Origin of the sequence: Shewanella sp. 6_MG-2023 (genome assembly GCF_030547195.1) — a bacterium.
In the GTDB taxonomy this organism is placed as follows: Bacteria; Pseudomonadota; Gammaproteobacteria; order Enterobacterales; family Shewanellaceae; genus Shewanella.
Genome location: NZ_JAUOQU010000039.1, coordinates 18,781 through 43,386, shown reverse-complemented (window position 1 = coordinate 43,386; position 24,606 = coordinate 18,781). Strand labels below are relative to the sequence as shown.

Genomic DNA, 24,606 nt, shown 5'->3' with positions numbered 1-24,606 from the left:
TTCCCTCACGCCGCAGGGGGCATCAATTAAGCCCCAAGGGCATGGAATATGAACTCACGGATTGAGTAGCGATAACCTCCTCTCTCCGAAAGTAAAGAACAAGCCGTTACACGAGACCTTCGGCTCGTGAACTAAATCGTTATGCGTAATACCACTCGTCGTTTTTCCAAATAGTAATTACGTATCGATTGCCTTTATCCGCAAACGTTCTAAAAGTAGATGTTTCTGCGCTAAATATCGTTTCCGAGTTATATCCTTCCTCTCCTGCTCTACGGCTTACGCATTTCGCGCCATCGGTCGGCCTGAGTACATAAATACTGTTCCAGTCTTTGTGCTCCATTGTCCTCTCCAAATACGCATAACAGATAAGGATAGGCCGCGCGTAGCCGCGTCCTTATCCCAAGTGTTGAACAAGCCCGAGTGATACCTTTATAGTGTAAATATCGGCGTAAGATCTTACGCTTTTTCGATGTGTGCAGAGCAGTTACATTTTTTACTAGCCGCATAGATCCCTTAGCATCGTCAGCTAATTTCTTTACCTAAAATATCAATTCCTTAGCACCTCCTGATACTTTTCTTGTTCCGCATCTTAAGTGTTAATTTTTAATCCTTCCGCTTAAACAGTGGCGTTAGGTGTCGTTGATTTAAGTGTTTAAGGTGGTATGCAGCGACTTCGGTATTGCGTTGCTCACAACTTAATGCGGCGTTACCACATATCAGGTCACCATACTTTACCTAATGGAAGTCGTTGCTTTCAGAGTTTTAGCTCTAAATGATTTTTGTCCAAAAATGAGTTTCAAACTTTATCCATTGAAGACATTGGTAGATATAACTAAACCAAAGGTGCCAGCAGCATTAATTCAGCAATATTTTGTACCCCAAGCTTATCCATTAGTTTTGAGCGGTGCACTTCGATAGTTCTCACCGCGACGCACAATTCATTCGACATTTGCTTGTTAGTATTGCCTGCGATAACGAGCTCGAAAATTTGCTTTTCACGTGCAGACAACCCTTCAATAAGGCGAATATTAGAAAGCTTCCAATGCTGATTGGCGCTGTAACTCAAACCATTCTCAATAGATTTCGATAACACATTGCCTTGGACTGGTTTTTGGAAAAAGTCGAAAGCGCCTTTTTTAAAGGCATCTACCGCCATGGGAACATCGCCGTGGCCGGTGAGAAATATTACCGATAATGGACTGTGAGCTTCGCTTAATAATTGTTGAATTTCAGGACCTGTGAGTCCCGGCATTCTGGCATCTAAAATGACACAGCCGGGCAGGGTCAGATCGATTGATTCAAGGAATGTACTGCCTGAATTGAAGCTAATGATTTTGTAGTGGTAGCTATCCATCAAGTAAGTGATGGAATCAATAATTGCCTCGTCATCATCGACAAGATATACCGGGCCAGAAGTTATATTTTGCACGCTAATTCCTTTAACTCTCCATATCGATAATTGATAAATATCTCAGTTTGAAACCTTTAGCTAACTTTATTTACACAAAGCATGAATCACATCACGTTGATTAGGGACGACTCTAACGTAAGCTTATTAAAGTTCATTTATTAAGGATGCTAACTTGCTGCGTTTTATATTGGGTTTACTGGTTATATGTTCAATGTATCCAGCGTTTTCAGCCTCTTCTGAGCCTATTAATCAAGAAATGCGCATTCAAGCGTTGAGTACTCACGGGCATAAGCCTCAAGAGTTCAATGTTGGTGTATTAGCTAATTGGGGGCACCAACAAGCAGCTGAGCGCTGGGCTCCGATGATGGCATATTTAAATAAACATATTGATGATGTGAATTTTAATGTCTATCCAGGAGATTTTGAGGCGCTTAATGAGGCTATGGAACTCGGTAGCATTCAATTCATTATTACCAACCCTGGACAATATCTTTATCTCTCCAATCAATATCCATTATCTTGGCTAGCGACGATGCGATCGCGCCGCCACAATGGGGCAACATCGGCTATTGGATCAGCCATTATAGTGAAGGCCAATAGTGATTATCGCACCCTATTTGATTTAAAACACAAAGTGATTGCAGCAAGTGACCCAAATGCTTTGGGAGGGTATCAAGCCACAATCGGTTTAATGCACAAGCTAGGTATGAAATCCAAAGATTACTTTAGTGAGGTCAAGTTTTTAGGTTTTCCGCTTGATCCATTGTTATATCAAGTACGCGACGGCAATGTCGATGCTGCGATTACGCCGTTATGTACCTTTGAAGACATGATTGCTAGAGGGTTAATTAATGCTGCTGATTACCGAGTTTTAAATCCAAGTAAGCCCGAAGGCTTTGATTGCCAATGCAGCACCAAACTCTATCCTAACTGGTCTTTTGCTGCGAACGAAAGTGTGAGTAATGTGCTCAGCAAAGAAATTACCCAAGCATTAATGGATTTACCTTCAGACCACCCCGCAGCCATTAAAGCGCAATTGATGGGATGGACATCGCCAATCAGTCAGCTTGCTGTTATTCAACTCTTTAGTGATTTAAGGGTTAAGGTGACTGACGTCAACCGCTGGGAAACCTTACGAAATTGGTTGAATGATAATCGCCACTGGGGCATTTTTGCAGTACTTCTTTTTGTGGTCGCAACGGTTTATCACTTGTGGATTGAATACCGTTTTCATCAAAAAAGTGAGTCATTAATTGCATCGGAGCGCCAATTAAAGCAGCAAGAAATCGCGCTAGAACGGCTGCAAAGTGCAGCTATTATTGGTGAAATTGGTGCAGGACTCGCACATGAGATAAACCAACCCATAGCGGCTATTACCAGCTACAGTGAAGGCGGTATTATGCGCCTACAAAGTCATCAATTACCAGATAATCAAACAGCCATAGAACTGCTAGAAAAAATCCACAAACAATCCACTAGGGCGGGTGAGGTTGTGCACCGTATTAGAGGTTTATTGAAGCGCCGAGAAGCGGTAATGGATGATGTAAATATTCTAACGCTAGTGGATGAGAGTATTTCCTTGCTGCGGCTGGAGCTTGCTCGGCGTGATATTAAAGTGGCTAAAGATATTAAAGGTGAGCCGTTTTTTATTACCGCTGACAGAGTTGGGCTGTTACAAGTACTGATCAATCTGATTAAAAACAGTATTGATGCGATTGATGAACATCTGTATGAAACTACTGGGGAAATTAGTATATCTATCCACTTTAAGGATCAGCAAGTCAATATCGTGATCATCGATAACGGCCCTGGTTTAGCGCAAGATTCTGACGCGGTAATGGCGACCTTTTTTACCACTAAAGAAGAAGGCTTAGGTCTTGGGTTAGCCATCTGTAATGACGTGATTAAAGAGCATGAGGGAATCTTTAAACTTAAAAATCGCGAAGATGAATCCCATGGTTGTAGTGCGCTGATAGCATTAAAAAAGCGCGGTAGTAAGCAAAAAATACAGGCATAAACCTCTGAGTTTGTTCAATATGTGGTTTACCACAATAGTAAAACTTACTTGTTTGTGATGGTGATTTTTTGAACTGTGAATAGCGTCACAAAGCATGCTATAGACTTGTAGATATGTGGTTTACCACAATATTCAATCTCTCAAACCTAGTTAACAATGGTGCAAACCTTGGAACACGACAATCACATTAGCAGACCTTAGTTTAGGTTGATGACCGTCGATTTCGTTCTTGGGCAACATTGTCAGTTGGGAGATAAACCATGAAATTAAATCGACGAACCTTTATCAAGGGCGTTGGAGCTGGAACCGCAGGGTGTGCATTTGCAACCTTACCTGGTTCTATTGCTGCCCTTGGTAAGACTGAGCTACACGGAAGTGAAGAATCAGTCGCTAGTATCTGTGAAATGTGTTCTACGCGCTGTCCTATTTCGGCCCGTGTTGTTAATGGTAAAAACGTCTCTATCTTAGGCAACAAAAATGCCAAGTCATATGGCGGTGCGGTTTGTGCCCGTGGTGGAGCAGGCCATAGTCAGCTTTATGATAAGCAGCGTATTGTTAAACCGCTAAAGCGTGTTGGTGAGCGTGGCGAAGGTAAATGGGCTGAAATTGAATGGGATGAAGCCTATTCTATCATCGCTGAAAATCTTAATAAGATTAAAGCTAAACATGGCGCAGAATCGGTCGCTTTCTCTTCTAAATCTGGCTCCTTGTCAGGTCATCTATTTCATCTTGCTAAAGCTTTTGGCAGCCCTAATACGTTCACCCATGCATCAACTTGTCCTGCGGGTTATGTTGTCGCAGCTAAAGCGATGTTTGGCACTAAAGCCAAGCGTGATTTAAGCAATTCAAAATACATTATTAACTTTGGTCATAACTTGTATGAAGGCATCAACATGTCTGAAACACGAGGTATGATGAATGCGCAAATGGAAAAGGGCGCCAAGTTAGTGGTATTCGAACCTCGTTTTTCAATTGTGGCTGACAAAGCGGATGAGTGGTATGCCATTAAACCTGGTACCGATGTCGCCATAGCATTGGCAATTTGCCATACCTTAATAAAGGACGATTTATACGATAAAGATTTTGTCGCGCAATATGTGTCTGGCTTTGAAGATTTTGCTAAAGAAGTGCAAGCCTATACGCCGGAATGGGCGGAATCGATTACTGATGTGCCTGCTGAAGATATCCGCCGTATTACTCACGAATATGCCGCAGCTGCACCGCATGCACTTGTTGATTTTGGTCATCGTTCTTCGTTCACCACTGAAGAATTTGAAATGCGCCGCGCCATCTATGCAGCCAACGTCTTGGTTGGCAATATTGAGCGTAAAGGCGGTTTGTACTTTGGTAAGAAAGCGTCGACATACAACAAATTTGCTGGTGAAAAGGCTGCACCTACGTTAGCCAAGCCGGGCGTAAAAAATATGCCTAAGATTGATGCTAAGCGTATCGATATGGTTGATGAACAGTATTCTTTATTGTGGTCATCTGGTGGTATATATCAAACGATTCTGGATGCCAGTTTAGACGCCGTACCTTACCAGCTTCATGGTTGGGTTATGAGCCGAACTAACCCAATGCAAACCATGACAGACAGAGCGCGTATTGTTAAGACGATGCAGAAACTCGACTTCATTGTGGCTTGTGATATCTACATCAGTGAAAGTGCTGCCTACGCCGATATCTTCTTGCCTGAATCAACTTACCTCGAGCGTGACGAAGAAATTGTCGATAAGTCAGGTAAAAATCCTGCTTACTACGTGCGTCAAAAAGTGGTTGATACCATTGGTGATACCAAACCAAGCTGGTTAATTTGGAAAGAATTAGCCAGCAAGTTAGGTCAAGGCGACTTTTTTCCTTGGGATTCAATGGAAACATTGCAACTGTTCCAAGTTGATAAAGATGTTGCCCTGTTGAACAAAATCAAACGTGACGGTTGGGTGAGCTATGGTAAACCTCTTATGTTACGTGAGCCGAGTATGGTGCAAGATTTTGTCGCTGATTACCCCAATGCTAAAACCCCTGATGAGGATCAAACTTACGCTAGCCACATGAGCTTTAAAACACCTACTGGCAAGATTGAACTGAGCTCCGACAAAGTGGAACAAATGGCACCGGGTCGCGGAATTATTAAGTTCCGAGAAGTGACTATGAAAAAAGCGGATGAGCTATTTTTTATCCAAGGTAAAGTCGCTGTTCATACCAACGCCGCCACTCAAAATGTGCCGATGTTAGCCAATCTCATGTCTGACAATGCCTTGTGGATCCACCCCGTGACTGCTGAGTTATTGAATATATCCACTGGGGATGCTATTCGGATTTATAACGACACCGGCAGTGAAGAAGGCCATGCATTGGTGACACCGGGTATTCGACCTGACACCGTGTTTGCTTATATGGGCTGTGGTTCTAAAAACAAAGAGCTTGCTCGTGCCACAGGTAAAGGTATTCATTGTGGCAACCTTCTTCCCGATATTACTGCTCCGGTTACAGGTATGAATCTACATACCACCGGCGTCAAAATAGCTAAGATTTAAGCGGAGTTCATTATGACTAAACGTTATGTTCTTGTGCACGATGAAAACAAGTGCATTGGCTGCCAAGCTTGCAACGTAGCTTGCCGCAGTGAAAATAATGTCCCTGAGTCGGTTACTCGTATTCAGGTTCGAGTAGAAGGGCCTTATGGCAACTTCCCAAACTTACATTTTAAGTACAATCGTGTTTCGTGTGAGCAATGTGAAGATGCACCTTGTGTGAAGGTTTGCCCGACAGGTGCAGCTTACGTAAATGATGACGGCATTGTCTCTATCAACGAAGGTAAATGTGTTGGTTGTTTGTATTGTGTGGCAGCTTGCCCTTACAAAGTACGCTTCATTAATCCTGAAACCAAAGCGCCTGATAAGTGTGATTTCTGTAAAGAATCGCGTTTAGCGCGAGGTGAAGATCCTGCTTGTGTGAGTGTATGCCCAACCCAAGCGTTAACCTTTGGTGATGCCAATGATCTGACTTCTGAAGTCAGTAAGTTACTTGATACTAAACAGCACTATCAGCACAAGGCGAATCTTGGCACTAAGCCAAGGGTCTATCGTATTCCTAGCCGTAGAGGGGGGATTAAAGCATGAATAATATCTGGGGCTCAATGGAGCAATATGATCCGGTTGTCTGGAATTGGATAATCGCAGTGTATTTATTTATGGCAGGATTATCAGCAGGTTCAATGCTGGTGGCTATAGGACTAAAATGGTACAAGCAAAGCCGAGGTCTGCCTACTGAAGGCTTACCTGTTATCAAAGCTGCTGCGGTACTGGGTCCAGCTGCGATTTGTTTAGGCATGGCGTTGTTGGTACTTGATTTAACTAAGCCGTTTGAGTTTTATCATATCCTGCTCAACTATAATTTTACCTCTGTGATGGCATGGGGAGTATTAGCGCTAATGGTTTACATTCCATTGGTGTTTGTGTTCGCGATATTAGTTTTTGATAAGCAAGTTATACGCTTTGCACCTTGGTTAGCGGGAGTGATAAACGTCTGCCGTAAAGTTGAAGGTAGTTTAAATAAACTGATATTTGCGTTAGCGTTGGGTGTGGGAGTGTATACCGGTTTTTTATTATCGGCGTTAATTAGTTATCCGATATTAAATACTGCGGTGTTACCGGCGTTATTCTTAGCATCGTCATTGTCAGTGGGCTCAGCGGGTAATATTTTGGTGGCAACCTTGTTCTTTAGTAAGAAAGAATCAGATTGCATCGAGCAAGTTCACCGTATTGAATACCCTGTGGCATTTAATGAAGCGCTTTGTTTAGTATTGTTATTTGTCGGGCTCAACTTTTCAGGACCTGCAGCGCAAGCAGCAACCTCTGCAATAACGACGGGTGCTTGGGCGAGTGTATTCTGGATTGGTGTTGTGGGATTAGGGCTAGTGGTTCCTGTACTTGCCAGCACTTTATCACCCAAAAGCTGGAAGCATACTAAAGGCTTTTTGATTACGGTGTCGTGTAGCACCATATTAGGGGTATTAGCACTAAGACACTTCGTGGTTTATGCCGGACAAAGTTATATTAGCTAGTGACGGTATTAAAGAAACTAACAATACATTTAGTTAAGCAAACAAAGTAACCCAATAAAAATGCCGCTAACTCAGTTAGCGGCATTTTTGTATTCAGTTTCGTTACTGTATTAAAACAATAAAGAGAATTAACTCTTAGCGCGTTTCATTGCAGTGAAGAACTCATCGTTAGTTTTGGTCATTGCCAATTTATCGATAAGGAATTCCATGCCGGTAACTTCATCCATAGGATTAAGGATTTTACGTAAAATCCACATCTTCTGTAGCTCATCAGGCGTGGTTAGTTTCTCTTCACGACGAGTACCAGAGCGGTTAAAGTCGATTGCAGGGAAAACGCGTTTTTCAGCTGCTTTACGAGAAAGGTGTAACTCTTGGTTACCAGTACCTTTAAATTCTTCGTAAATAACTTCATCCATTTTAGAGCCAGTATCCACAAGCGCTGTTGCGATAATGGTTAAGCTGCCGCCATGTTCGATGTTACGTGCAGCACCGAAGAAACGTTTTGGACGATGTAATGCGTTTGCATCAACACCACCAGTAAGCACTTTACCTGATGATGGGATTACTGTGTTGTATGCACGGGCAAGACGAGTGATTGAATCTAATAAGATAACCACGTCTTTTTTGTGTTCAACTAAGCGCTTGGCTTTTTCAATAACCATTTCAGCAACTTGAACGTGACGACTTGCTGGCTCATCAAAGGTAGAAGCAATAACTTCACCTTTTACCATGCGCTGCATTTCGGTTACTTCTTCAGGACGTTCATCGATAAGTAATACCATTAACACCACTTCTGGGTTGTTATAGGTAATGCTTTGCGCCATGTTTTGTAGCAATAAGGTTTTACCCGCTTTAGGCGGAGCCACAATCAAACCACGCTGACCTTTACCAATTGGAGAACATAGATCCAAAATACGTGAGGTGATGTCTTCTGTTGAACCATTACCACGTTCCATACGCATACGTTCTTCTGCATGCAGTGGGGTAAGGTTTTCAAAGAGGATTTTTGTGCGAGAATTTTCAGGCTTATCGAAGTTAACTTCGTTAACTTTTAAGAGTGCAAAATAGCGTTCACCATCTTTCGGTGGGCGGATTTTACCAAAGATGGTATCACCGGTACGCATATTGAAGCGTCTGATTTGGCTAGGAGAGACATAAATGTCATCAGGGCCTGCTAAATATGAACCATCTGAGCTTCTTAAAAAGCCGAAACCATCTTGGAGGATTTCAAGCACACCGCCACCAAAAATGTCTTCACCGCTTTTGGCGTGGGATTTCAGAATAGAGAAGATGATGTCCTGTTTACGGGCACGGGCCATGTTCTCTAATTTCATGCTATCTGCTAGTGAAACCAGATCTGATATAGACGTGTCTTTTAATTCAGTTAAATTCATGTTGGGGGTCTTGTATTACGCGACGATGCTTACTGCAATCAATCTTTCTTTGGGTCTTACGAAATTGAAATAGTCGATTGATAAGCGAGTAGGGGTTTGGTTGAAAAATCTGATGAATAAATTAGCACTATATGGGCAGTGCGTCCAGAATTTTAGCGAAAAAACGGCACAAATTGTTCATATATTGTGCCGATTGTCACTTTTCAAACGTAAAACACGCAACATTATTAAAATTGATTGTTGTTCATTACACTAAAATAGCGTTTTTTTTAGCAATAACCTGCTAACGGGGTTAGCAGGTTATGTCATTAATCAATAGTGCCGCGATTTTATAAATAGACTTGATTAAGCTTGTGCGTCAATAAACTCTTTAAGTTGAGTTTTTGATAAAGCACCCACTTTAGTAGCAACTAACTCGCCGCCTTTAAACATTAATAATGTTGGAATGCCACGTACACCGTACTTAGCAGGTGAAACATTATTTTGGTCAACGTTTAATTTAGCTACAGTTAGCTTACCCGCGTACTCTTCAGCCACGTCGTCTAGGATTGGGGCAATCATTTTACAAGGACCACACCACTCTGCCCAGAAGTCTACCAGTACTGGTAATTCTGAGTTAATGACGTCGTTTTCGAAGCTGTCATCGCTTAGGTATACAATTTTATCGCTCATGTAGATCTCCAGATTTGGCACCATTGCTAGTTTATTAATGGCTTACCATGTATATTGGGACGGTTAAATAGCTTTTCAAGTGACCGTTCTATTAATGTAGCTATTTGAAACGATCGAGTCTTTTTTTGCAACACTAACGGGTATGCTTGCGCTATGAGCGAAACACATTTATCAACACAAAGATTCGCCGACTTCCCTCTGAAGTCAGAGGTTATACAGGCTTTGAACGAAAATGGCTTTGAATTTTGTACGCCAATTCAGGCGTTATCTCTTCCCATTTTATTACAACAAAAAGATATTGCTGGCCAGGCACAAACAGGAACTGGCAAGACAATGGCCTTTTTAGTGGCCACTTTTCACCACCTTCTCTCAGTTGCTGAGCCAGAAGGTCGTCAAATTAATCAGCCTAGAGCTATCATCATGGCACCGACTCGCGAACTTGCGATTCAGATTGCCAAAGATGCTAAATTGCTTGCACGACATACGGGTTTAAAAGTCGGTATTGTTTATGGCGGTGAGAGTTATGATGTTCAACGCCAAGTGCTTGATGCTGGTGTTGATATTTTAATTGGTACTACGGGTCGTATTATCGATTACGTACGCCAAGGTGTGATCAGTTTAAATGCAATTCAAGCCGTTGTGCTTGATGAAGCTGATCGCATGTTCGATTTAGGTTTTATTAAAGATATTCGTTTCTTGTTTAGGCGTATGCCTGATGCTAAGTCACGCTTAAATATGTTGTTTTCAGCGACGTTATCAATGAAGGTTCAGGAATTAGCTTACGATCATATGAATGATCCAGAAAAAGTTGAAGTCTCACCTGGCGAAAAAACCTCAAAGAACATCAAAGAAGAAATTTTCTACCCTTCGACTGAAGATAAAATGCGTTTGCTTCTGACATTAATGGAAGAAGATTGGCCAGAAAAGGCTATCGTATTTTCAAACACCAAACACAGCTGTGAAAAGGTGTGGTCATGGTTAGAAGGCGACGGCCATCGAGTGGGGTTATTAACCGGTGATGTACCGCAGAAAAAACGTATTCGCATTTTAGAGCAATTTACTTCAGGCGCGCTTGATGTGTTAGTTGCAACTGATGTGGCGGCGCGTGGCTTACATATTTCTGATGTATCTCATGTTTATAACTATGATTTACCAGATGATTGTGAAGATTACGTTCACCGTATTGGTCGTACAGGTCGTGCAGGACAAAAAGGTGTGTCAGTGAGTTTTGCTTGTGAAGAGTACGCACTGAATTTACCGGCCATTGAGACGTATATTAAGCACTCAATACCAGTCACTAATTATGATCGTGAAGCTTTGCTAGACGATTTACCGCCACCGGTTCGTATCCATCGTAAGCACCCAACAACACGTACGCGTGATGGTGCGAGAAGTGGTGCGCATCGCAGTGGTGGACGTCCACCTCAAAGGGCACGTAGACATTCGTAAATGACAATGACAGCTGCAATGCCTGCATATGCCGCGATAACACTCGGCTCAAATAGTTTTAATATGTTGGTCGCTCACACCCTGAACGGCCAACCCACTATTATTGCAAAATACAAACGTAAAGTACGTTTGGCTGAAGGTATTGGGGCTGATAACCGTCTTGATGAAGCCGTATTACAGCGCGGGCTAGATTGTTTGCAAATGTTTGCTGAGATGCTTGATAAACATCAAGTCGCAGCTGAGCATGTGGCGGTATTTGCCACCGCAACTTTACGTGTGATCAGCAATGCTGATGAGTTTCACCAACGGGCATTACCGATTTTAGGTCATCCGATTGAAGTCATTAGTGGTTTGCGAGAAGCTGAATTAATTTACCAAGGTATGGCGGCCACTACAGAAGGTGGCGGCCAACGCTTGGTGATTGATATTGGCGGCGCCAGTACTGAGTTTATTATCGGAAATGGTAATCAAGTGCTGTTTAAAACCAGTTTAGACTTTGGCTGTGTGCGCTTTAATCAACAGTTTTTTAAGCAAACGCCTTATCTAATGGCTGATTTTGAGCAAGCTAAAGCTGCGGTACTGATGGCGCTGAAGCCTTGCTTGCAACAACTGACACAATTGGGTTGGCAAGGCGTTGTGGGCGCATCAGGGGCTGTACAGTCTGTGGTGTCAGTACTTCATCATCGCGAGCTGTCTGAGATCATCACTTTGAAAGTGCTGCATCGTTTTAGAGACGAAGTGTTGGCACAGCAAAATGAGTCACTGCATCATATTCAAGGCTTATCTGCTGAAAAAGCACCGACATTTGCCTCAGGGATTGCGATTTTAATCGCCTTATTTGAGTTACTTGATATTGAGTCGCTTAATTTATCGGGTGGTGCGCTGCGTGAAGGAGTGCTAAGCATGTTGGCTGCAAGAATGGCTTAATGCTTTAATGACCTTGTAATAAAAATCGAATACAAAAAACGGGATCATTTGATCCCGTTTTTATTTGCCTGAAAAAACTCAAGAGGCTTTCAAAACAGACTATTTCAGAATGTTGACTAAATCTTGTTCCAGCGACACTGTTGGACGTTCAACGATTCGGCCAATTTCTTCATCTTGTTGCTGAATGATAAAGGTCGGGATTCGGGTGAATTCATATGCTGCCGCTAGGCCTTCTGGATCAACTTTGCTGCGATCAATACCTATGTAAGTCACGGTAATATTCGGATTGGCCGCTTCTTCGATAAGGCGCATGAAACGTGGCGTTTCACGATGGCAATCAGGGCACCAAGTACCAATAATTACCACGATATTTGTTGGGGTAGTTACCGCTTTTAATTCAGTTAATGCGGCAGCATCAATTTTATACTGCTCATACTCTGCAGCGTAACCTGGTAAGTCTTTTTCAAGTGTTGAAATATCAACAAGTCCGGTAATAATCACTTCTTGTTTCTCCTCGCTGCATGTTGCCATGAAGCCTGTTTGCTCTTCATCGAATGAACAACCACTGCCAGCCATGGCTGAGCCAGCAACCAAATGGCTGCCAAAGAAAATTGCGGTTGTAGCTAATAATGTTTTAACAGTGTTATGCATGATAAGGCCTCAAGAAAGAACAATAAAACAATTCAATCATTTAACCTTAGGTTAGTGAAGTTGAATATTAGCTAGCTGTTAGCTAGATCACTAATATAAGTAAAATTCAAAGATAACTTTGCACTGGCTCATAGTGCATTAGCAAGAGTTAATGTTTATTGCTACGGCGATGAATGTCACTATTGGGGGGTGTTTTAGTCGCCTTTGTAATCAATTTGAATCATTTAGCCTGCAAAATGCGCTATAAAAAAGGAGACCAATAGGTCTCCTGTTTGTTATTCATCTTGTATAAATAACATTTTTATTTACTTATCTTCTTTAAGCCACTGAGCTGCGCTTTTAGCAAAGTAAGTTAAAATACCATCGGCGCCAGCGCGCTTAAAGCACAGCAGTGATTCCATCACGATAGCCTTTTCGGCTAACCAGCCATTTTGAATTGCTGCCATGTGCATGGCATATTCGCCACTCACTTGGTATGCAAAAGTCGGCACTGCTAGTTCGGTTTTTACGCGGCGAACGATATCAAGGTATGGCATGCCAGGCTTTACCATTACCATGTCTGCACCTTCTTGAATATCTAATGCGACTTCATGTAAGGCTTCATCGCTATTGGCTGGATCCATTTGGTAGCTATGCTTGTTGCCACCTTTAAGGTTACCTGCTGAGCCGACAGCGTCACGGAAAGGGCCGTAGTAACTAGAAGAGTATTTGGCTGAATATGCCATAATTTGAGTGTTAACGTGGCCTGCAGCTTCTAATGCTTCACGAATAGCGCCAATTCGGCCATCCATCATGTCTGAAGGAGCGACAATGTCAGCGCCGGCTTCAGCGTGTGATAAGGCTTGTTTGACTAAGATCTCAGTGGTGATGTCGTTAAGGATGTAACCTGTGTCATCAATAATGCCGTCTTGACCATGGGTGGTGAAGGGGTCAAGTGCCACATCTGTCATAATCCCAAGCTCAGGAAAAGCTTGTTTTAACTCACGTACGGCGCGCTGTACTAAACCGTCACAATTGTAAGCTTCTTCAGCCATGAGGGTTTTCTTTTCCGCAGGTGTAACTGGGAACAGGGCAATCAAAGGAATGCCAAGTTCGACTAATTCAGCGGCTTCTTTGAGTAATAAGTCGATTGAATAGCGTTCAACACCCGGCATCGACGCCACTTTTTCGGTGCGATTGTTGCCTTCAAGAACAAACATTGGGTAGATAAGGTCATTCACCGACAGTTTGTTTTCTGACATTAAACGGCGGCTGAAATCATGTTTACGCATGCGGCGCATTCTGCGCTGTGGAAAAGCACTAGTAATTATATTCACATTCGACTCCTGAAATTAGACTGATCTTAATCAGACGAAAACAGACAAACCTGATTTCGTCCACTGCGCTTAGCTTGGTAAAGCGCTTTATCTGCTTGTTCAAGTAACTGAGTTGGCTGTTCATTGGTTTCGATAATGGCAGCGCTCACACCGATACTTACGAAAAGGGAAATAGGGTTATTATCCCAATCGATTGATAAATTAGAGATTGCTTGGCGAATTCTTTCAGCCAATAGCATCGCTCCTACACTATCAGTATTTGGTAATATAATAGCAAACTCTTCACCTCCAAAACGTGACACCAGATCGGTTGGTCGTTTTAAAAACTCAGAAATTGTTGTCGCAATCACTTTAATTGCAAGGTCGCCAGCAAGGTGACCAAATTGATCATTAATCTGTTTAAATTTATCAATATCAACCATTAGGATAGCAAGTGAGGTTTGCTGACGACGACTAATGCGTCCTTCTGCGGTTAGGCGTTTATCAAAGGCGTTTCTATTTTTTACCCCAGTTAAACTGTCAGTGGTGCTTTGTTGCTGCAGCTTTTGATTGGCATCATTTAGCTCACGTAAGGTGACTTCGAGCTCAAGAGTCCGCTCAGCGACCATTTGTTCGAGACGTTCATTGGTTCTCGCTTCTGCTTTTAAAGCTTCATCACGGTTTTGTTGTAGTTTTTGGGCTTGCTCTAGGGCCTTTTTTTGCATTTGAAGTTTGGCTTTTCGTTCATCGTTATAGCGCACTGCTAGCACTGCAGCCATGACAATGACTTCAAAGGTCAGTCCGATCATCATTGGAGTATGCGCTGGCATATACCACTGTAAATAGCCCAGATAAATGAGCCCGCTGAGAATGGCACCAATAAATAGCCCGATACGGGCAATAGCATATAAACGTGCATTTTTACTGCCTTTAATTACTTGTATTAAAGATACTGTAATCAGTACACAGCTAATGGCGATTACCGAGAAAGTGAGCAAATATAAGCTGAATTTAAAATCAATAAACGAGATAACCAGACTCAGTAAAACGCAGTAAACCGCAAGGTAACGACCGACTAATAGCATCGGTTTATTATGATATTTAAGTAGCATCACTTTTTCGGTAAACATCAGCGCAAAAGCTAAGGCTATCGGGATTAATATTGGAATGGCTAAGTTTTGCACCACCGGCAGTGTGGGCCATAAATATTGAAAGGCAATACCATGAATAGTGGCCACAAGTAGAGTTAAACTGAGTACATAGCCACTATAGTAACTATAACTAAAAGACCCTGATGCGAGGGCAATAAACAAACTAAATAGCCCAATGGCAATCAATATCCCAATTTGAAAGCCATTAGCAAGGCTTTGAGACTCAATGGCATGGCTGTAATCATTTTTACTCCATAGTACCAATGGAAATTTTAAGCTGCCGCGATTATCGATTTTTAAGTAAAAGGTATGTGTTTCGTTTGGCTGTAATTCAAAGGGGTAAAGAAATAAATTACTTTGCAGTGGGCGCTGTTTAAACGGATAGCTATCACCCATTAGCTCCACTTTTACTAATTTGTTATTGACTAAATGATATAGTTTCATGCTATCTAGCAGTGGGTTATTCAGCGCTATCATGCGTGATAGATGGTCATTAGGGCTAAAAATACTAAAACTCAACCAAGTATTTTTAGCGCCAATTTTACGCATATCGCCGCGGCTTAACTTGCGCCAATCTTGTTGGCTATTTTTTAGCAGTGTTAAGCTGGCAAGCTCTTCAATATCTTGAGACTGATTGATATACATCCAATCCGTTAATTTGATTTTTGTAATGGATGAGGCGGTTAATCTTAGCGGGGTATTGGCGTGCTCAACGGCAAGCGCGTGGGCTGCTTGTAATTGAGTTAGCAATATAATAAAAAACAAAGTAAATGCTTTAAACGCCCAATGCACTTGCTGCATTAATCCTGCCCTAGGTTAAAAAAACGCTGGCTGTTGGTGTAGCAATGGGCTGCCAGCTCTGCATAGGGTTGCTGACGAAGATTAGCAATATACTCGGCAATATAGGGCAAGTATTGTGGCAAATTTTTGCTAGATTTGGGTTTAGGGCGCATGCTGCGAGGTAATAAATAAGGGCTGTCAGTTTCAACCATTAAGCGGTTGTTTGGGATCAATGGCACTATGCTCGCCAGCTCAGCGCCGCGACGTTCATCGCATACCCAGCCAGTTATGCCGATATGTAAATCTAATTCAAGACAAGCAAGTAACTCATCTTTGCTGCCCGTAAAGCAATGCAGCAGCGCTGCAGGGAGCTTGTGGCGATATTGACTTACTATTGCAATAAAGTCCTCGTGAGCGTCACGACAGTGCATCAGTACCGGCATTTGTAATGCAACTGCCAATTCAAGTTGGGCGTGAAAGGCAAGGCGCTGGGCATTACGGGGAGAAAAGTCGCGATTATAATCTAAACCGCATTCACCAATAGCAACCACTTGCTTTAATGCTGCTAAGGTTTTTATCTCATCAGCACTGGCAGCATTCCAGCTACTGGCGTGGTGAGGGTGAACCCCTGCAGTGCTATAGAGTTGCTGAGGGTATTTTGCGCACAGCGAGGCGCTGTCGCTACTTTCAGTAATATCACTGCCAATAACAATTAACGGCGAAACATGATGTTGCGCCGCTTGAGTCACTATGTTGTCAATATCAGCGATTAACCTGCTGCTAAGCAAATTAACGGCTATGTCGATATGCTGCGGCATGATTTACTTTAAACGCTTCACTCGAATAGTGGAGTTACGATCATCGCTGCCCAGTAGGAATGAACCGAGAGCGCCTTTTTCAACAAAGACGGTTTGATCTTTTTTCACTTTATAGCGGTCAGTACCTGATTGCTTCCAAGTTTGATTATTAGACAGGGTAATAATTAATGAGCCGTAAGGATCTTTTTTTACCGATACAACGTCAGCATAAAGGCGAGTGACATCCTCATCGACCTTCTTTTTAAGACCAAACTCTTGTTCTGCAGTAGGATTGTTAGACGTTGCAACTGCAGCCGTTGTTACGGCAGATGCAGTTACTACTGCTGGCGTCGATACCGCAGTAGCAGTCTCTGTTGTCGCTGAAGTGAGGGAGGTGTTAACTGACGCGGCTAATGTGTCGTAACACATTAGCCGGTCAAGTTTGTCAGTTTGAGCTGCACAGCTCGCCAGTTGTTGCTCAACACTGGCCTGTGCTTGAGAAGAGATAGCCAAAGCAAAAGTGGCAATCAAAGTTAAACGCATTACAGAATCCTTCTTTTTATTGGTTAACTAGTCCATGAGTGCGATGCGCAATTTAACTATCAGCTTTCTCGTTCTCTGGCTCTTCGTTATCTGTATCTTCTTTTGGGGTATATAGCCTAGCTGCTAATAAACCACCTTCAAATAATATTAACATAGGAATCGCTAACATTGTTTGTGAAATAATATCAGGTGGCGTTAGCATCATGCCAACCACAAATGCACCTACAACAATGTAAGGGCGTTTTTGTTTAAGCTCATCTGGTGTTGTCACGCCAGCCCAGCACATTAATACTACGGCTACAGGGATTTCAAAGGCTAAACCAAAAGCAAAAAATAGCTTTAAGATAAAACTTAAATAGCTACTAATGTCGGTTGCTACTTGCACTCCTTCTGGTGCGACACTGGTGAAAAACGCAAATACCACCGGAAATACCACGTAATAGGCGAAAGCAATACCGAGGTAAAATAATACCGTACTGCTAAATAGCAGCGGCATAATCATGCGCTTTTCGTGTTTGTATAAACCGGGCGCCACAAATGACCATACTTGAAATAGTACGTAGGGGATCGCCACAAAAAATGATAACACTAAGGTTAATTTAAATGGCGCAAAAAAGGGCGCGGCTACATCCGTTGCAATCATACTGCCGGTCTCTGGCAGTGATTGCATTAATGGGATTGCCATATAATGGTAAATGTCATTTGCCCAATAAACTAAGCAGATAAATACCAGCAATACGCTGCCGATAGCTCTAAGTAACTTATTTCGTAACTCAAGCAAATGACTGATAAGAGGTAGCTGTTGTGACATTGGTTACCCGTGTTAGCTTTTGGTATTTGAACTGTCAGAGTCGTTTGCTTGTTCACTTTTGGCAGTAGAACTTTCAGCGGGTGTAGCTGCAGAGGTATCTTTGGCTACTTCGTCAACTTGATAGGGACGATTAACCGATTTTGCAGCATCTTTTAGCTGATCAATGGACTCTTGTAGTTCAGGTGATAGGTTCGACAAACCTTTGCTTTCTGCTTTTTTAAGGTCAGCATGAAGCTGATCAATTTTAAGCTCTTGCTCTAATTCATCTTTGACTGAGTTTGCCATCCGCTTTAATGAGCGGATCCACTCAGATATTGAACGTACTGCAACCGGAAGTCTTTCGGGGCCGAGAACCACAAGCCCCAAAATTCCAATCAGCAGTAGCTCCATAAAGCCAATACCGTCAAACATAATGAATTACGCCTGTTCTTTATCCTTTGACTCGGATTTCTGCTCAGTTGCCTGTTCAGACTTTTTCGCAGTGCTGTCTTCTAGAGACTTCTTTTCTTCATCTTCAGGATTCATTGCATTTTTGAAGCCCTTAACAGCCCCACCTAAATCGCCACCTAAAGAACGTAATTTTTTAGTTCCGAATAACAACACAACAATTAACGCAATAATTAGAAGCTGCCAAATACTGATGCCGCCCATGAACATTTCCTCTATAAGAATAAAAACATGATGTTGGAATTTTTACATTCACAATTGTAACCTTTATACATAGAGTATTATGAACCTCTAATGTATAAGTGCTAGTTAAAATTTACGGTTTTTTGGTCTGGATCGCCATCCTGTGAACCAAAGCACTATACCTGATGTGATACAAATGTAAGCAGGCCATAGTGTAGCGTATTGGTTTAATAATATTGTGCCACAGATCAACATTACAGCAGCTGTTATTAATAAGTAATTACTTTTATGGGCTTTATGTTGAAATTTTAGGTACTTATCAAGCATTTGTTGTTGGGTGCCCAGTAGTTTTCGACCCATTTTTAAATTGTCATAGATAAGTTCTGGAAATTCTGGCAGCTTTTCAGCCCAATAAGGGCTCTTCATTTTAACTTTATCAAAAATGGCTTTCGGGCCGACTTGTTCAGACATCCACTGCTCTAAAAACGGTTTAGCTGTTGACCATAAGTCTAGCTGTGGGTACAGCTGACGACCTAAGCCTTCAATGTAAAGTAATGTTTTTTCGAGTAAAACAAGTTGTGGTTGCACGACGATATCGAATCGGCGGGCAGTGCGAAATAACTCCAGTAACACATGGCCAAATGAGATTTCGTCTAATGGCTTATTAAACATGGGTTCGCAAACCACTTTAACCGCTTGCTCAAATGCCAGTACGTCAGTGTTTTCTGATACCCAACCCGATTCAATATAAAGCTGGGCAATACGCTGATAATCACGATTAAAAAAGGCTAAGAAATTTTCTGCTAAATAGCGTTTGTCGACATCATTAAGGGTGCCCATAATGCCGCAATCCATGCCGATATAAAATGGATTGTCAGGGTGTGCACGGCTTATAAAAATATTGCCAGGGTGCATGTCAGCATGGAAAAAATTATCACGAAATACTTGGGTGAAAAACAGCTCAACACCGCGTTCAGCCAAAAGCTTTAAATTAGTCCCTTGGGCTTTTAAGGCTTCAATATCTGAAACAGGAATGCCGTAAACACGCTCCATTACCATTAGGCGAGGGTAGCAATAATCTTCATAAACATAAGGCACATACAAGCTATCAGAGTCTAAAAAATTGTTACGTAGCTTGATGGCATTGAGCGCCTCTAGTTTAAGGTTTAGCTCGCCTAAAATGGTGGTGCGATAATCATCAATGACTTCAGCAGGGCGCAGACGATTGCCTTCACCTAATAGCTTTTCAAGTAAATTGGCCGCTTGGCACATCAGTTGTAAATCAGCATTAACTTGCGCTTCAACGTTGGGACGTAAAACTTTTAACACCACCTCTGCGCCATTTTCTTTCAAGTTAGCAGTGTGAACTTGAGATATGGATGCTGACGCTAAGGGAATGTCTTCAAAGTTGTCAAATAATGAGTCTATCGGCGCTTTTAGTTCTGCTTCAATAGCTTGGCGGGCAAGGGTTGAATCAAAAGGTGGTACGCGGTCTTGCAACATCGCCAGCTCACTGGCCCACTCATCATTGAGTAAGTCACGGCGAGTTGACAGCATTTGTCCCAGCTTGATGTAAACCGGTCCTAAATCTTGCATCGCCAGCTTTAAACGTTCAGCAGAAGATTTGTCTTTGTGTTGGTTGCGGATCCAAAAGAAACAATTTCGCAGAAGTGAAAAGTACCAGGGAGTTTTATTTTTGGGTAAAACATCATCTAAGCCGTAATGGAGTACAGTTTTTATGACTTGGTAACCACGCCTGATACTTGCAATTGTCATGGGGTAATTTTTTCTCTTAATTTTGCTATCTTGGACTCAATGCTTGTTGTTCTATCAACAAGCTGTTCCAGATTATCACGAAAATGAATGAAGTCGATTTGATGAGGGGCGAGTCGATATTCTTCAGTGGTTAATTGACCCACATGAGAGAGCGACTTTTCAAACACTTGCTTCATTGAACTGGCTAAGTGTTTGGTATTAGTCAGCAACATATGAGTCGGGGCATCACCAATATACTTTGATAATGGCTCGGCAAAATCTAACTCAATGTGCTTTAAGTAATGACTAAAGCTTTGCAATAAGTTGATATCGCCATCGAGGATCAGCTTATCTTGCTTAATGAGCTCGGTAAGGTTAGCCCCTTCAGTCACCTTATAAAGAGTAGTGACATCAGCAGTAATACTGACGTCAACAGTGGCTTCATAAGCGCTCATGACTTGAATTTGCGGTGCAAAAATAAGGTATATTGGCCAACTAACTTGGGTTAACTGAATTTTGAATACTTTACCGTGCAACGGCTTTAGTCGCGCATATTCACCCTGATCTTGTGCTTGTAACTGTCCGAGAGCAGTTTCCATTGCAGCACAAGCCAGTAATGAACAGTGGTTCGGCAGCATTAGAATTTATAACCGCGATGTAAGGCGACAACACCATCAGTCATATTGGTGTAGTCAACTTGTTCAAGACCGGCATCAAGCATCATTTGCTTTAAGGTTTCTTGATCTGGATGCATGCGAATTGATTCAGCTAGGTATTCATAGCTGTCAGCATCTTGGGTAATTAGTGCGCCCATTTTAGGCAACACTTTAAAGCTATAAAGGTCATAAACTTTACGCATGACTTCGTGTTGAGGTTTTGAGAACTCAAGCACTAATAACTTTCCGCCAGGTTTTAGTACCCGGCGCATCGAGCGTAATGCTGCGTCTTTATCGGTCACATTACGTAAACCAAACGCAATGGTAATAATATCAAAATGATTGTCAGGAAACGGCAGTGCTTCAGCATTAGCTTGTACGTAACTGACATTGCTAACAATGCCTTTGTCGCGCAATTTAGTACGGCCAACTTTAAGCATTGAATCATTAATGTCAGCAAGAATAACCTGGCCGCGCTCACCCACAAGGTGTGAGAATTTAGCGGTTAAATCACCGGTGCCGCCAGCAAGGTCAAGTACTTTCATGCCCGGTCTTGCGCCTGCGGTCGCAATCGTGTGACGTTTCCAAAAACGGTGTACACCGAATGACATAACATCATTCATGATGTCGTATTTAGCAGCAACCGAATGAAATACGTCAGCAACTAAATCCGCTTTTTTCTCTGAATCAACGGTTTTGTAACCAAAATGGGTGTTCTTTGGGTCGCCCTCAGACATCTGTGTATTCCTATAATGTGCGGTAATTAACAGCGAGTGTATGTCATTGCTTGCTTTGCAGAAACTTCAATCAGCCAGAATGTGATCAAGTTTACTTGAAATAGCTAAGAATGCGTTAAGACAGCGTATTATTCTATCTCATCAAAATTGCCCTGCATTAGAGCATAAAATTCACAGTTATTGAATAGTGAAAGTATTAGGTAATAGCGTGCAATAAATTTAACAGCTTAATTTTGTACGATCCTTAAGCGAGAGAAGTTCAAATATCCCTTGCTTAAGCTAGCTTACTTTTCTTGCCTGGATATAACTGTACATTAATTCACTGACACTTTGGCCTACATCACGTTTACCAGCCATATCACCCGCATCGTGACATTGAGGCGCGGCCTCAGCAATATGCAGATAAGCACAAGGGCAGTGTTTAGCGATATGATGAATATAGTGGCAGGCATCTAACAAGGGCACACCGGCAAAAGTGGATGCGCTGCTGGGCATTTTGGCGATGGCATCTACATCAATTTCTAAGGCCACTGGCAGTTGAGTTTGATTAAGATTGCTGGCGATTTGTTGCAGCGCTTGGCTTAAGTCGATTTCTCGTCTGACCCAAATTTGCTGAAAGCTGTGCCAATGACCGCCAAATAAGCTTAATTGCTCTAAGGTGGCTTCAGTGTTTTTTAGCTCATGTAAACCTAGCACATGGTAATAAGCCAGTGCGCCATTGGCTGCAGCATAGCTAAATCCGTTGCCACTGTGGCGCCCTTCCCGTGGGCGAAAATCGCTATGGGGATCAAGGTTTACTGCCGCAGCCGCCTGATTAAAGTGAGCCTTAGTCGCCATTAGCATGCCATATGCATTGTTATGACCGCCGCCGATCACTATGGGCTCAAGCTCTGCTGCCATAATTTGGCTGATCACACTAATGACTTGGTTATCAAGTTCTTTAGTCGCTTGCCTTAACTCTTCTAGGGATGCCGCTTCTGGCAGTGGGGCCTGAGATATTTCCCCTAAAATAAGACACTGTTTACCATCAAGGTAGCGGTTGGACTGCAAATTAAGCCATTGTTGCATAGTGGCACTAAAGGCTGCAGATGAGCCGCCGCGGCCTAAGTTAGCCCTTGGACCAGCATCTTCGGTAATTCCGACAATAACAAATTGCACCCCATTGGTTTTAGCCTCACAAAGTGCCTGTTTAAGATCCGCTAAAGAGGGGGCTGATTCGGAGATAAGCTTGACGGTTTGGCCCAGTTTGCTTTCGCCATCTCTGCTGGAGAGGTATTGATTAACTTCACTGCGGGTCATTATCTGCAACATTAAGAACCTATTTCATTCAATTGGGGTTAGCTTTAAGGCTAATATGTCGAGCCACATATCTAGAGTCAAATACTTAGAGCTTATGACTTAAAAATAGGCCATAAAAAAGCCAGCATAGCTGGCTTTAGTCGATATTTAAACTGGTAATATGTAACCAGCAATATCAATCGATTATTCGATATCTAATGGCTCTGGCGATAAGATAACGCCAGTATTGTCAGCATAGATATGGTCGCATGGCAGGAATGTTACCCCACCAAAGTTAACTGGGATTTCAACTTCACCAACGCCATTAGTGTCAGCGCCAATCGGGATTGAAGCTAATGCTTGAATACCAATATCCATTTCTTCAAGGGTGTCAACGTCACGTACTGAGCCGTAAACAATAATGCCTTCCCACTTGTTAGCCACTGCGATTTCAGCAATCGAGGCATCAATTAATGCACGGCGCATTGAACCGCCACCATCTACTAACAAGACTTTACCTTCGCCTTCTGCTTGCAGCGCATCAGCAATTAAGCCGTTATCTTCAAAACATTTGATGGTACTAATCGAACCACCAAAAGAGCTACAACCGCCGTAATTACTGAACATTGGTTCTACTACATCAACGACATCTAAATACATATCACACAATTCTGAGGTGTTGTATTCCATAGTGACACTCCTTGGGGTTAGCGATTCACAGAGGTTTTCGCCAGTTATCAAAGCAATAATATATGAATTATATGAGCTTTTTATGAAAATAACAGCGATATTCATCACTTGATAAAGATAATCAGTTAGTTGTTCAGTCTTTGGTCTTAAGGCGGGATGACTTAAACGGCTGTTGTTTATCGCTGTGATAAGCCCTTTATTAGCCTTAGTTCTTGTTTTTATATGATTAACTGCATTGTTGCCCTGTCTGTGGTGACTCCTTTGAGTAAGTTATGATTGTCATAAAAGTTTCGATAGCTTGTCATCTAAGCGTCATTAGCCCTATTTACAGTTCTTATTAAGGTTGAACAATTGAACTATAAGGATTTTGTATGGCTATGACGATTAGCGCACTGGATAAGTTTGTGTTTTGCCACATTATTACTTTTTGTCGAACTCATGAGTTAACCCCTTTAGCGAAAAGAATCTCAGCAAGTGGGGATGGCCATTATTACGTGTATATGGCGGTAGGTTTATTGTTTTTACATCCTCAAGGCAGTCAGTTTTTTAATTTGATGTTAGTGAGTTTTATCATTGAACTGCCGTTATATTTTGTCTTTAAAAATGCCATTCGCCGCACTAGGCCTTGCGCCGCTTTTGCAGGCTTTGATAGCAGCTTTCAGGCATCAGACAAATTTAGTTTGCCATCGGGGCATACTGCAGCGGCCTTTATTATGGCGATGGCTATCACTTCGACTTTTCCTGCATTGTGGCCAATCGCAATGACCTGGGCTGTGGCGATTGGATTATCTCGAATAGCGCTTGGGGTGCATTATCCATTGGATATTGTTGCTGGTATTGGGTTGGGGGTCGGTGTGGTTATCTTAGCCGAGCCGTTGATTTAGCTTGTCATAGCG

General features: G+C 42.4%; 23 protein-coding genes. 7 read left to right on the top strand and 16 right to left on the bottom strand.

The features are described 5' to 3' along the window. Positions 1-832 precede the first annotated feature (832 nt). Positions 833-1,429, bottom strand: coding sequence for a response regulator transcription factor (locus Q4533_RS17880; RefSeq protein ID WP_303503617.1), 597 nt, complete (start codon positions 1,427-1,429; stop codon positions 833-835). Between the two features lie 154 nt (positions 1,430-1,583). Here Q4533_RS17880 and Q4533_RS17875 point away from each other — a divergent pair, with 154 nt between their 5' ends. From Q4533_RS17875 to nrfD, 4 genes are all read left to right on the top strand, one after another. Then, the gene (locus Q4533_RS17875; protein WP_303503616.1) at positions 1,584-3,428 is read left to right on the top strand and encodes a sensor histidine kinase; all 1,845 of its coding nucleotides are present in this window, start codon (positions 1,584-1,586) and stop codon (positions 3,426-3,428) included. Positions 3,429-3,688: 260 nt separating this feature from the next. After that, entirely contained in the window at positions 3,689-5,965 is a 2,277-nt protein-coding gene (gene phsA, locus Q4533_RS17870; RefSeq protein WP_303503614.1) for a thiosulfate reductase PhsA, read from the top strand. Between the two features lie 12 nt (positions 5,966-5,977). Continuing rightward, complete coding sequence (locus tag Q4533_RS17865; protein WP_144211395.1) at positions 5,978-6,550, top strand: 4Fe-4S dicluster domain-containing protein; 573 nt, start codon at positions 5,978-5,980, stop codon at positions 6,548-6,550. Beyond that, the gene (gene nrfD, locus Q4533_RS17860) at positions 6,547-7,494 is read left to right on the top strand and encodes an NrfD/PsrC family molybdoenzyme membrane anchor subunit (protein WP_102436993.1); all 948 of its coding nucleotides are present in this window, start codon (positions 6,547-6,549) and stop codon (positions 7,492-7,494) included. The genes Q4533_RS17865 and nrfD overlap by 4 nt, the downstream gene beginning before the upstream one ends. 128 nt (positions 7,495-7,622) lie before the next feature. Here the strand turns inward: nrfD and rho are convergent, their stop codons facing one another. Together rho and trxA are read right to left on the bottom strand one after the other, a co-directional pair. Continuing rightward, positions 7,623-8,888, bottom strand: coding sequence for a transcription termination factor Rho (rho, locus tag Q4533_RS17855; RefSeq protein WP_076539336.1), 1,266 nt, complete (start codon positions 8,886-8,888; stop codon positions 7,623-7,625). Positions 8,889-9,233: 345 nt separating this feature from the next. After that, positions 9,234-9,560 (bottom strand): thioredoxin TrxA, encoded by a 327-nt coding sequence (trxA, locus tag Q4533_RS17850; RefSeq protein ID WP_055023577.1) that lies wholly within the window; start codon positions 9,558-9,560, stop codon positions 9,234-9,236. A 153-nt stretch (positions 9,561-9,713) separates the two neighbouring features. Here trxA and rhlB point away from each other — a divergent pair, with 153 nt between their 5' ends. Both rhlB and Q4533_RS17840 read left to right on the top strand, forming a co-directional pair. Next, positions 9,714-11,009 carry an ATP-dependent RNA helicase RhlB gene (gene rhlB, locus Q4533_RS17845; RefSeq protein WP_102436991.1) on the top strand — a complete coding sequence of 432 codons (1,296 nt, stop codon included), beginning with the start codon at positions 9,714-9,716 and terminating at the stop codon, positions 11,007-11,009. Continuing rightward, entirely contained in the window at positions 11,010-11,936 is a 927-nt protein-coding gene (locus tag Q4533_RS17840; RefSeq protein ID WP_303503609.1) for an exopolyphosphatase, read from the top strand. It abuts the gene before it with no gap. 99 nt (positions 11,937-12,035) lie between these two features. Here the strand turns inward: Q4533_RS17840 and Q4533_RS17835 are convergent, their stop codons facing one another. The 13 genes from Q4533_RS17835 to rraA all read right to left on the bottom strand — a co-directional run bounded on the left by Q4533_RS17835 (position 12,036) and on the right by rraA (position 23,710). Then, positions 12,036-12,587: a thioredoxin family protein gene (locus tag Q4533_RS17835; protein ID WP_102476031.1), complete on the bottom strand. Its 552-nt coding sequence runs from the start codon at positions 12,585-12,587 to the stop codon at positions 12,036-12,038. A gap of 305 nt (positions 12,588-12,892) precedes the next feature. Next, entirely contained in the window at positions 12,893-13,903 is a 1,011-nt protein-coding gene (gene hemB / locus Q4533_RS17830) for a porphobilinogen synthase (RefSeq protein ID WP_102436987.1), read from the bottom strand. A gap of 26 nt (positions 13,904-13,929) precedes the next feature. Then, positions 13,930-15,834 (bottom strand): diguanylate cyclase, encoded by a 1,905-nt coding sequence (locus tag Q4533_RS17825; RefSeq protein WP_303503607.1) that lies wholly within the window; start codon positions 15,832-15,834, stop codon positions 13,930-13,932. Then, entirely contained in the window at positions 15,834-16,631 is a 798-nt protein-coding gene (locus Q4533_RS17820; protein WP_102436983.1) for a TatD family hydrolase, read from the bottom strand. Before Q4533_RS17820 ends, Q4533_RS17825 begins: the two co-directional genes overlap by 1 nt. A 3-nt stretch (positions 16,632-16,634) precedes the next feature. Continuing rightward, positions 16,635-17,153, bottom strand: a complete 519-nt coding sequence (locus Q4533_RS17815; protein ID WP_303503605.1) for a hypothetical protein — start codon at positions 17,151-17,153, stop codon at positions 16,635-16,637. Between the two features lie 52 nt (positions 17,154-17,205). Further along, positions 17,206-17,964 carry a twin-arginine translocase subunit TatC gene (tatC, locus tag Q4533_RS17810; RefSeq protein WP_076539321.1) on the bottom strand — a complete coding sequence of 253 codons (759 nt, stop codon included), beginning with the start codon at positions 17,962-17,964 and terminating at the stop codon, positions 17,206-17,208. Between the two features lie 12 nt (positions 17,965-17,976). Next, positions 17,977-18,375 carry a Sec-independent protein translocase protein TatB gene (gene tatB, locus Q4533_RS17805; RefSeq protein ID WP_102436979.1) on the bottom strand — a complete coding sequence of 133 codons (399 nt, stop codon included), beginning with the start codon at positions 18,373-18,375 and terminating at the stop codon, positions 17,977-17,979. A gap of 6 nt (positions 18,376-18,381) precedes the next feature. Then, the gene (gene tatA / locus Q4533_RS17800) at positions 18,382-18,615 is read right to left on the bottom strand and encodes a Sec-independent protein translocase subunit TatA (RefSeq protein ID WP_076539319.1); all 234 of its coding nucleotides are present in this window, start codon (positions 18,613-18,615) and stop codon (positions 18,382-18,384) included. Positions 18,616-18,720: 105 nt separating this feature from the next. After that, on the bottom strand, positions 18,721-20,370 hold the full coding sequence (gene ubiB, locus Q4533_RS17795) for a ubiquinone biosynthesis regulatory protein kinase UbiB (protein ID WP_303503603.1): 1,650 nt from the start codon (positions 20,368-20,370) through the stop codon (positions 18,721-18,723). Continuing rightward, positions 20,367-20,987 carry an SCP2 domain-containing protein gene (locus Q4533_RS17790; RefSeq protein ID WP_102476025.1) on the bottom strand — a complete coding sequence of 207 codons (621 nt, stop codon included), beginning with the start codon at positions 20,985-20,987 and terminating at the stop codon, positions 20,367-20,369. The genes ubiB and Q4533_RS17790 overlap by 4 nt, the downstream gene beginning before the upstream one ends. Continuing rightward, the gene (gene ubiE, locus Q4533_RS17785; protein WP_102436973.1) at positions 20,987-21,742 is read right to left on the bottom strand and encodes a bifunctional demethylmenaquinone methyltransferase/2-methoxy-6-polyprenyl-1,4-benzoquinol methylase UbiE; all 756 of its coding nucleotides are present in this window, start codon (positions 21,740-21,742) and stop codon (positions 20,987-20,989) included. The genes Q4533_RS17790 and ubiE overlap by 1 nt, the downstream gene beginning before the upstream one ends. A 279-nt stretch (positions 21,743-22,021) precedes the next feature. Next, a complete protein-coding gene (locus tag Q4533_RS17780; RefSeq protein ID WP_303503600.1) occupies positions 22,022-23,053 on the bottom strand; it encodes a formimidoylglutamase in 1,032 nt (343 codons plus the stop codon). 171 nt (positions 23,054-23,224) lie between these two features. Then, a complete protein-coding gene (gene rraA / locus Q4533_RS17775) occupies positions 23,225-23,710 on the bottom strand; it encodes a ribonuclease E activity regulator RraA (RefSeq protein WP_076539310.1) in 486 nt (161 codons plus the stop codon). A 371-nt stretch (positions 23,711-24,081) separates the two neighbouring features. Here rraA and Q4533_RS17770 point away from each other — a divergent pair, with 371 nt between their 5' ends. Continuing rightward, positions 24,082-24,594: a phosphatase PAP2 family protein gene (locus tag Q4533_RS17770; RefSeq protein ID WP_102436970.1), complete on the top strand. Its 513-nt coding sequence runs from the start codon at positions 24,082-24,084 to the stop codon at positions 24,592-24,594. Positions 24,595-24,606 lie beyond the last annotated feature (12 nt).